The sequence below is a fragment of the Hydrocoleum sp. CS-953 genome, from assembly GCF_002260545.1.
Lineage (GTDB): Bacteria > Cyanobacteriota > Cyanobacteriia > Cyanobacteriales > Microcoleaceae > Trichodesmium.
In genome coordinates, this window is sequence record NZ_LGSU01001266.1 from 1 (window position 1) to 8,919 (window position 8,919).

At 36.6% G+C, this 8,919-nt stretch carries 8 protein-coding genes and 4 pseudogenes; 11 read left to right on the forward strand and 1 reads right to left on the reverse strand.

Annotation, left to right across the window (positions count from 1 at the left end):
* The first annotated feature begins 491 nt into the window (after positions 1–491).
* The 11 genes and pseudogenes from rpsK to AFK68_RS22165 all read left to right on the forward strand — a co-directional run bounded on the left by rpsK (position 492) and on the right by AFK68_RS22165 (position 7,564).
* Complete coding sequence (gene rpsK, locus AFK68_RS22110) at positions 492–887, forward strand: 30S ribosomal protein S11 (protein ID WP_094675128.1); 396 nt, start codon at positions 492–494, stop codon at positions 885–887.
* Between the two features lie 44 nt (positions 888–931).
* Positions 932–1,372 (forward strand): annotated as a pseudogene (locus AFK68_RS22115) (DNA-directed RNA polymerase subunit alpha); the annotation flags it as partial.
* Between the two features lies 1 nt (position 1,373).
* Positions 1,374–2,025, forward strand: a pseudogene (locus tag AFK68_RS22120) (DNA-directed RNA polymerase subunit alpha C-terminal domain-containing protein); the annotation flags it as partial.
* Between the two features lie 195 nt (positions 2,026–2,220).
* Complete coding sequence (gene rplQ / locus AFK68_RS22130; protein ID WP_094675132.1) at positions 2,221–2,571, forward strand: 50S ribosomal protein L17; 351 nt, start codon at positions 2,221–2,223, stop codon at positions 2,569–2,571.
* Positions 2,572–2,690: 119 nt separating this feature from the next.
* Positions 2,691–2,986: pseudogene (locus AFK68_RS22135) on the forward strand (tRNA pseudouridine synthase A); the annotation flags it as partial.
* A gap of 1 nt (position 2,987) precedes the next feature.
* Positions 2,988–3,709, forward strand: a pseudogene (gene truA / locus AFK68_RS22140) (tRNA pseudouridine(38-40) synthase TruA); the annotation flags it as partial.
* A gap of 215 nt (positions 3,710–3,924) precedes the next feature.
* Positions 3,925–4,383, forward strand: coding sequence for a 50S ribosomal protein L13 (rplM, locus tag AFK68_RS22145; RefSeq protein ID WP_094675138.1), 459 nt, complete (start codon positions 3,925–3,927; stop codon positions 4,381–4,383).
* Positions 4,383–4,793: a 30S ribosomal protein S9 gene (gene rpsI, locus AFK68_RS22150; RefSeq protein WP_094675140.1), complete on the forward strand. Its 411-nt coding sequence runs from the start codon at positions 4,383–4,385 to the stop codon at positions 4,791–4,793. The genes rplM and rpsI overlap by 1 nt, the downstream gene beginning before the upstream one ends.
* Before the next feature lie 462 nt (positions 4,794–5,255).
* Positions 5,256–5,537, forward strand: coding sequence for a 50S ribosomal protein L31 (rpmE, locus tag AFK68_RS22155; RefSeq protein WP_094675142.1), 282 nt, complete (start codon positions 5,256–5,258; stop codon positions 5,535–5,537).
* A gap of 268 nt (positions 5,538–5,805) precedes the next feature.
* Positions 5,806–6,915, forward strand: coding sequence for a peptide chain release factor 1 (gene prfA / locus AFK68_RS22160; protein ID WP_094675144.1), 1,110 nt, complete (start codon positions 5,806–5,808; stop codon positions 6,913–6,915).
* 169 nt (positions 6,916–7,084) lie between these two features.
* A complete protein-coding gene (locus AFK68_RS22165) occupies positions 7,085–7,564 on the forward strand; it encodes a hypothetical protein (RefSeq protein WP_094675146.1) in 480 nt (159 codons plus the stop codon).
* 461 nt (positions 7,565–8,025) lie between these two features.
* On the opposite strand, the gene AFK68_RS22170 is transcribed toward AFK68_RS22165, so the two are convergent.
* Entirely contained in the window at positions 8,026–8,868 is an 843-nt protein-coding gene (locus AFK68_RS22170) for a pentapeptide repeat-containing protein (protein WP_094675148.1), read from the reverse strand.
* Positions 8,869–8,919 lie beyond the last annotated feature (51 nt).

The following is an 8,919-nucleotide window of genomic DNA, read 5'->3' on the forward strand; positions in this document are numbered from 1 at the left end:
ATGTAATGCAAGCTAACTATCTCAGATTATGAATAATTGACATTAATTATAGTGATATAACTCACTCAAATTGACAAGAGTTTAATTGAATTAAATTGCTAAGTTGAAAAGTCAATTATTCTTGTCTATTTATAGCTATTATTCAGCAGATAAAAATTTTTTCCTAGTTGATTTTTTATAGATTTAGATTTAGGGGAAAAATAAAATATTAGCTATTTTAGCGTTGCTAGTAATTGTAGAATCATAGTTCTAAATTGACAATCAAAAAAAATCTAGATCGAGATACAGAATTATAAAATCAACAAGTTGACTCTAACTGTGAGGTGCTGCTGCTAGTATTAAAACTATAATAGGGCATTTAACAACTAGCAAAAAGTATTTCTAATCATTAAGTTCTAACATCCCTTATGTTTCATAATAATTAGAATTTAGTCTACTTGTTGTTATAAAAGCAGATTATTAACTTGATATCCAACTCATAACAGAGAGATATGGCACGACAACCGGGCAAAAAAACAGGTCCAAAAAAACAAAAAAAGAATGTACCCAATGGGGTAGCTTACATCCAGTCTACCTTCAATAATACAATTGTAACTATTGCTGACCTAAATGGCGAAGTAATTTCTTGGGCATCAGCAGGTTCCAGTGGTTTCAAAGGGGCGAAAAAAGGAACTCCCTTTGCTGCACAGACAGCAGCAGAAAGCGCAGCACGCCGAGCGAACGATCAAGGAATGCGCCAAGTTCAAGTAATGGTAAGTGGTCCAGGAGCAGGAAGAGAAACAGCAATTAGGGCTTTACAGGGGGCAGGTCTAGAAATAACTTTGATTCGAGATATTACCCCAATTCCTCACAATGGTTGCCGTCCACCAAAACGGCGTAGAGTCTAATCAAATTATTAACTCTGGGGTTTATGGAAAAGGGAGGTTACTCCGTGGCGCAATTTCATTACGAGTGTGTAGAGTCCCGAACTGACAAAGATCGAAGTCAGTACGGAAAGTTTGTTATAGAACCACTTGCACGTGGTCAAGGTACAACAGTAGGGAATGCACTGAGGCGGGTTCTGCTAGCCAACTTAGAGGGAACAGCCGTTACATCAGTCAGGATAGCTGGAGTTAATCACGAATTTGCCACAATTAAGGGGGTAAGAGAAGATGTTCTAGAAATCCTGCTGAACATGAAAGAGGTTGTCCTCAAAAGTCATTCTAACCAACCACAAATTGGTAGGTTACGGATGGAAGGACCTGCAACAGTAACTGCTGATCGATTTGATGTACCTTCGGAGGTTGAAGTCATCGATCGCAGTCAATATATAGCTACTCTATCCCCAGGGGCAATTCTGGAGATGGAGTTTAGAATTGAAAAAGGAACTGGTNGTTACGGATGGAAGGACCTGCAACAGTAACTGCTGATCGATTTGATGTACCTTCGGAGGTTGAAGTCATCGATCGCAGTCAATATATAGCTACTCTATCCCCAGGGGCAATTCTGGAGATGGAGTTTAGAATTGAAAAAGGAACTGGTTATAGAGCAGTAGATCGTACTCGTGACGATATAACTGCTTTAGATTTTCTGCAAATAGATGCCATTTTTATGCCTGTTCGTAAAGTTAACTATACCGTTGAGGATGCCCTGATCGGTGGTTCTTTGCAACAAGACAGGCTAATTATGGATATTTGGACTAATGGCAGTTATACACCTCAAGATGCTTTGAGTCATGCTGCTAGTATCTTAATGGGTTTGTTTGAACCACTCAAAGATATCACCAATATGGCAGATGCTCCATCGGGAGAGCCAACAGATCCAACAAGTCAGATTCCTATAGAGGAATTACAACTATCTGTTCGGGCTTATAACTGTCTAAAAAGAGCTCAAATTAACTCAGTTGCAGACCTACTTGATTATAGTCAAGAAGATTTGTTAGAAATCAAAAACTTTGGTCAAAAATCGGCTGAAGAAGTGATAGAAGCTTTACAAAAACGCTTGGGAATAACTTTACCGCAAGAAAAAATTGCTAAAGCTACTTAGAGATAAAAAAACTGGTTTTAATCAGTTTTTGTCTCTAAGAAAAAATCAATTAAAAAAGGAGAAAAAAACTGCAATAAGAGGAAAACATATTAATTTTAAATGTGAACAATTTCAGTTCATTAAACTGCTCGTAAAAGTAGGAGAAAAAATAATCCGAAACACCAGCTAAAATATTAAAAAATAATCAAAGTAGTTATGCGTCATACTCGTCGTGTCCCCAAGTTAGGTAAGCCAACAGACCAGCGTCGCGCTCTGTTGCGATCGCTTACCACTGAATTAATTCGTCATGGTCGAATTACTACCACAAAAACCCGTGCAAAAGCTGTACAGTCAGAAGCAGAAAGAATGATTACCTTAGCCAAGGATGGATCATTGGCAGCTCGCCGACGCGCTCTAGGCTATATTTTTGACAAACAGTTAGTTCACTCTTTATTTGAGGGTGCCCAAGAAAGATATGGTTCTCGAAATGGAGGGTATACTCGTGTTTTGAGAACTATTCGCCGTCGCGGAGATAATGCAGAAATGGCAATTATTGAACTGATTTAAGGTTTATCCTAAAAAGCACTGGGAAATTAATTAGAAAAAGTTAGTATTTTACTAGATAAAAGTCAAAAATTAATGTTGATAAATATTGATTTTTAAGCTTTTAAAACTGCAAATATCCCATGGCTAATAACCAAACTTTACTTCAGCGTGTTGCTCTTGTAATTCAATATCAAGGTACTAATTTTCATGGCTGGCAAAGACAGCCAAATCAACGAACCGTACAAGAAGAAATCGAAAATACTATCTCTTCTGTAATTAACAAACCTGTGACTTTACATGGGGCGGGTAGAACAGATGCAGGAGTTCATGCAGCAGCTCAAGTAGCTCATTTTGATGTTTCAGGCCCAATTCCTGCTCATAAATGGGCTACTATTCTCAATTCACGATTGAGTAATGATATCTTGATTAGAGGCTCNAAGAAGAAATCGAAAATACTATCTCTTCTGTAATTAACAAACCTGTGACTTTACATGGGGCGGGTAGAACAGATGCAGGAGTTCATGCAGCAGCTCAAGTAGCTCATTTTGATGTTTCAGGCCCAATTCCTGCTCATAAATGGGCTACTATTCTCAATTCACGATTGAGTAATGATATCTTGATTAGAGGCTCGGCCAGAGTAGAATCTAGTTGGCATTCACGGTTTACCGCAATTTGGCGACGTTATCGCTACACCATTTATACAGATAAACGGCCTAATTTGTTTGTGATGCCTTTTGTTTGGCATTACTATCAAGCATCTTTAGACCCACAATTGATTCAAGCAGCTTTGAATCCTTTAATTGGCCGTCATCATTTGGCTGCTTTTCAAAGAGCTGGCTCTTCTCGTCCCCATTCTTGGGTAGATGTACAAGATGTCAATTGTCAAAGGGAAGGTCCATTTATTCATATAGAGGTTCAAGCAAGTGGGTTTCTGTACGGAATGATGCGGTTATTGGTGGGGTTACTTATTCAAGTTGGACAAAAAGAGCGATCGCTGGAAAGTTTTACAGATATTTGGGTTAATGAAAGAAGGGAGGTTGTGAAGCATTCAGCGCCAGCTAGTGGTCTTTGTTTATTGCGGGTTGGTTATCCAGAATTTCCTTTTCCCCAAGAAGTTTGGTATGATACTATGCCTAAATTTATTCTTGATTTTAACTAGCTATTAGCTTTCAGCTTTCAGCCATCAGCTATTAGCTCTTAGCTCTGAGTAATAATATTTAATGAATTATAGACTTTAAGGTTAAGGGAGCCGACTTTTCTAGGATTGAATTTTTGCTCAATTAATCAAGCCTTTATCCCACACTAAAAGCAATAGCTGAATGCTTCAACTAAAGACAAATATAAACAATTTAAACACAATAACTAACAAAGAAAATGACGAATAAAACTTACTTGCCACCACAGGATGTTGAAGGCAAAAAATGGTATGTTATTGATGCTGAAGGTCAGCGTCTAGGCAGATTAGCAACTGCTATTGCCATGATTATTAGGGGTAAAAATAAGCCTACTTATACTCCTCATATCGATACAGGAGACTATGTAGTTGTAGTTAATGCTGAAAAAGTAACTGTAACTGGTAAGAAAAGTAGTCAGAAACTTTATCGTCGCCATTCGGGAAGACCAGGTGGTATGAAAACAGAAGTTTTTTCTAAATTACAAGCTCGTTTGCCTCAAAGAATTATTGAGGAGGCAGTTTACGGAATGCTACCTAAAAATTCTTTAGGCAGAAAACTTCACCACAAATTAAAAGTTTATCCAGGGCCTGACCACCCTCACGAAGCTCAAAAACCTGAAACAATTACTATTCAAACTATTCCAGGAGGAGAAAAATAATGCAAGGAACAGAAAGTGGCCGTGCTATGTACTGGGGTACTGGCCGTCGTAAGTCTTCGGTCGCATCAGTACGTTTAGTGCCAGGTACAGGCAAATTGATTATTAATGGTAAAGAAGGTGAACTTTACCTGCAATATAATCATAATTATTTATCATCTGCTAAAGCTCCACTAGAAACGTTAGGTTTGGAAAATGAATATGACATTCTAGTTAAAGCTACAGGAGGAGGATTAACTGGACAAGCTGAGTCAATTAGATTAGGTGTGGCTAGAGCTTTGTGTCAGTTAGACCCAGAAAATCGTAAACCTCTGAAAATAGAAGGATATTTGACTCGCGATCCTCGTGCTAAAGAACGGAAAAAGTATGGTTTACGCAAAGCTCGTAAAGCATCTCAATACTCCAAGCGTTGATATAGCGCTCCGCGCTAGGGAATAGGGAATAGGGAATAGGGAATAGTAAACTGTCAAAGGGTTTTTCCTACGGAAATGCTCCGCAAACAGGATTTAGAGATGTCCTAATCTTTGCTTCGACTGCTATATATTGTAATTTAGAATTTAGAATTAAATAGTGGAGAAGCATAGCAATTTCCCCATGCTTCCTTGCTTTAACTATTATTTAAGCGTGAGAATTTTTACGCCAGTAATGAGTGAGCTACATATATCAACATGAATAAAGTTCATTTGCCAATTATCACCAGTTCCATTGTAATAATTGGCAAATAATTTGATAGAATAAAAAGAACTATAAATTATTAGAATCTAGTCTGTTGATTAATTAAATTCTATTAAGGAACTACTTTAGTAAGTTAGTAGAATTAATTTAAAACAGTTAATAGTAAAGAAAATATTTGTAATTGAAGTAGAGTAAAGAAAATGCCTAAAGCTGGTATTCATCCTGAGTGGTATCCAGAAGCCAAAGTTTATTGTAACGGTGAAGTTGTAATGACAATTGGTTCTACACAACCTGAAATTCATGTTGATGTTTGGTCGGGAAATCATCCATTCTTTACAGGTACTCAGAAAATTATTGATACTGAAGGAAGGGTTGAAAGATTTATGCGTAAATATAGTAAACAAGAAGGTGGTGAATCTAAATCTACTAAACCATCTGCTGCTAAAAAAGCTAAATCTAAAAAAGCTAAGGGTAAGAAATAGCTAGACTGTCAATTGTCCTTAATTAGTTGTCTGTCAGATAGTAAGCATTCAGCCATCAGCTAAAGAGGTAAAAGTAACCCTTGAAATTGATGGAGAATTGAAAAGTTACGACTTGAGTCCGCTCCTTTAACCTGACAAGGAATTATTTATTATTTACGCTCTAGCTGAATGCTTAAGTCAAATATTACAGACAACAATTAACATAAAAGTATCCCATAATATTCCCCTACAAATAAAACACTAATATTTAGATAAAGGACAACTGACAATGGCTGAAACATATTTATTAGATAAATTAAAATCTGTAGAGCAAACCTATAATGAGTTGACTCTACGTTTGGCAGATCCAGATATTGCTAAAGACCCCACTGAGTTCCAAAAAGTAGCTAAAGCACGCTCTTCTCTAGAAGAAGTTGTCAATCATTATACAGATTGGAAAAATGCTCAGGAAGAATTAATTGATGCTAAAGAAATATTGAAAGAATCTGGTGGCGACCTAGAAATGCAAGAGATGGCTAAGTTGGAAGTCGAGGAATTGGAAGCCAAACTAGAATCTCTGGAAATTCAAATGAAAATTGCTCTACTACCACGAGACCCCAACGATGATAAGAATATTATGTTGGAGATTAGAGCTGGTACTGGAGGAGATGAAGCTAGTATTTGGGCAGGGGATCTGGTAAGAATGTACTCCCGCTACTCAGAAACCCAAAATTGGAAAGTAAGTTTGCTGAGTGAGTCTTTAGCAGATATGGGTGGTTTTAAGGAAGCAATTTTAGAAATTAAAGGGGAGCAAGTTTACAGTAAGCTGAAGTTTGAAGCAGGAGTTCACCGGGTTCAAAGGGTTCCAGTGACAGAAGCAGGTGGGAGAGTACATACTTCAACAGCAACAGTGGCCATTATGCCAGAAGTGGATGATGTAGAAGTTGAAATAGACCAGAAAGATATTGAATTGTCAACTGCTCGTTCTGGTGGAGCTGGTGGACAAAATGTGAACAAGGTTGAAACTGCTGTAGACTTGTTTCATAAGCCTACAGGAATTAGAATTTTTTGTACCCAGGAGCGGAGTCAGCTACAAAACAGAGAGCGAGCAATGCAGATTTTGCGGGCTAAACTTTATGAGATTAAGCTCCAGGAGCAACAAGCAGAAGTAAGTTCTATGAGGCGATCGCAAGTAGGTACTGGTTCTCGTTCTGAAAAAATTCGTACTTATAATTATAAAGACAATAGAGCGACAGATCATCGCTTAAGTCAGAACTTTTCTCTTGCACCTCTTCTAGAGGGAGATATAGAAAATGTGATTCAAGCTTGCATTACTCAAGACCAACAGGAGCGTTTGCAGGAGTTGGCTGCATCTAGTTCTGCTCCTATGTCAGTGTAATTGACATTAGCTTTATCTTATGGTATGGAAATTATTCTTCTAGACTAAAATGCGGAATCAAAAAGCGAGGACAGAGTTCTCGTTTTTTTTATAAAATAGATATTAGCAAATATTAATATAGTACACTATTCTAATTCTAGCAAGTTACAGAAAAGCGGGAGGCTTAGGCATGACTACTAAAGAAGAATTACCTTGGGAATGTGGAATGGGTTTCTATGTGCCAATTTTAAATGATGGAGAATTAGTGGGCATTTGTAAACCCGAATATGCTGAGGAAATGCTCGAAGTTATGAATGAGCAGGAAAGACTACGCAAAGCTCTCAGGTTAGCTTGTCTAGATTTGCTGCGACGAGTAGGAGGAAAAAGAAGTAGAGTCAATGACTTAATGCAGAAATATATAGCTCTAGCGGAACGACCTAAATATGGACCAAGAGCGATCGCCCTGCTATTACGGGAAAGGCAAGAACAACTACAGGTTAGTGGCCATGAGTTTATTAAATTCTGTGATATTCACAAAGTTTCTCCTGAACAACTCAAGGATATTTATGCGGGTAAAGCAGTAGAGGAAAATTTAGTAGCACCTATAGCTAGGATTTTAGGTAAAACTAATAATGAGGTACAAGAAATACTAGAAGGTCCTAGTGAATAAATCAAAAGTCAAAATTCAAAAGTCAAAATTTATTTCGCTCCTGAGTTTTCTGTCTCCAAATACTCCGCAAACGGAATTTACGAATGTCCGTGACCTAAATGCTTTATTCTATGCTAATANTAGAGGAAAATTTAGTAGCACCTATAGCTAGGATTTTAGGTAAAACTAATAATGAGGTACAAGAAATACTAGAAGGTCCTAGTGAATAAATCAAAAGTCAAAATTCAAAAGTCAAAATTTATTTCGCTCCTGAGTTTTCTGTCTCCAAATACTCCGCAAACGGAATTTACGAATGTCCGTGACCTAAATGCTTTATTCTATGCTAATAAAGTTAATAATTGTAATTAACGTTACCGAAAAATCAAGGTATAAAGCCTTCTATTTCAAGAGAAAAAAAGTGCTAGGATATTTCTTTATTTTCAATCCGATGGTTTTAACAAGAGTTAATTATCAATTATCCATTAATTAATATCAGGCATAATTGTTTCCTGAAGATTAGCATCTACAAGGTTAATATTATCAATCAAAGCATCAGTAAAATTAGCTCTTCTTAAATCTGCTCCTCTTAAATTTGCTCCTGTTAAATCTGCTCTAATTAAAATAGCTTTCTTGAGATTAATACCTCGACAATAACTTTCCTGTAAATTTGCATCTTGCAAATCAACTTTTTTAAGTTCAGCAAATCTCAAATCTGCTCTATAAAGGTTTGCTTCTCTTAAAGAAGAATTTGATAAATAAATCCCACTCAGATGAGCTTTAATCAGATTAGCTTTGTCTAAATTAGCTTGATAAAAATATGACCCAATTAATTGACTGTTATAAAGATTAGCATAGTTAAAATTAGCATAACTGAAGTTAGCTTTCATTAAATCTGCGTTGGCTAAGTTGCTTCTACTCAGGTTAGCTGAAGTTGCATCAACATATCGACAATTAGAATTTTGTAAATCAGTTCCAATTAAATTAGCATTAACTAAATCAGCTTCAATTAAATTAGCATTTCTTAGATCGGCAGAAATCAAATTAGCATTTATTAAATTAGCACCCTGAAGATTAATAGCAGTTAGATTAGCATTTATTAGTTGAGCTGAAGTAAAAATAGCATCTCTACAATTAGCATTAATCAATTGAGCTAAAGATAGATCAGATCCTGTTAAATTTACTCCTTGAAAATTAACACCTTCTAGATTAAAACCTCTCAAGTTAGCATTAGTAAAGTCAGGTTGTAAATGTGGATTTTTATATCTCCATTCATTCCAGACAATTACACCACGATTAAGTAAGGCTAGATATTCTTGATTCGCCATATTTTTATCAAAAGCTATTCTTAAAAAAGCGGTCAGCTCTCAGCATTCAGC

Bases quoted from the DNA above. Each gene is read 5' to 3' on its own strand.
- rpsK (WP_094675128.1), top strand. From the start codon at position 492: ATGGCACGACAACCGGGCAAAAAAACAGGTCCAAAAAAACAAAAAAAG.
- rplQ (WP_094675132.1), top strand. From the start codon at position 2,221: ATGCGTCATACTCGTCGTGTCCCCAAGTTAGGTAAGCCAACAGACCAG.
- rplM (WP_094675138.1), top strand. From the start codon at position 3,925: ATGACGAATAAAACTTACTTGCCACCACAGGATGTTGAAGGCAAAAAA.
- rpsI (WP_094675140.1), top strand. From the start codon at position 4,383: ATGCAAGGAACAGAAAGTGGCCGTGCTATGTACTGGGGTACTGGCCGT.
- rpmE (WP_094675142.1), top strand. From the start codon at position 5,256: ATGCCTAAAGCTGGTATTCATCCTGAGTGGTATCCAGAAGCCAAAGTT.
- prfA (WP_094675144.1), top strand. From the start codon at position 5,806: ATGGCTGAAACATATTTATTAGATAAATTAAAATCTGTAGAGCAAACC.
- AFK68_RS22165 (WP_094675146.1), top strand. From the start codon at position 7,085: ATGACTACTAAAGAAGAATTACCTTGGGAATGTGGAATGGGTTTCTAT.
- AFK68_RS22170 (WP_094675148.1), bottom strand. From the start codon at position 8,868: ATGGCGAATCAAGAATATCTAGCCTTACTTAATCGTGGTGTAATTGTC.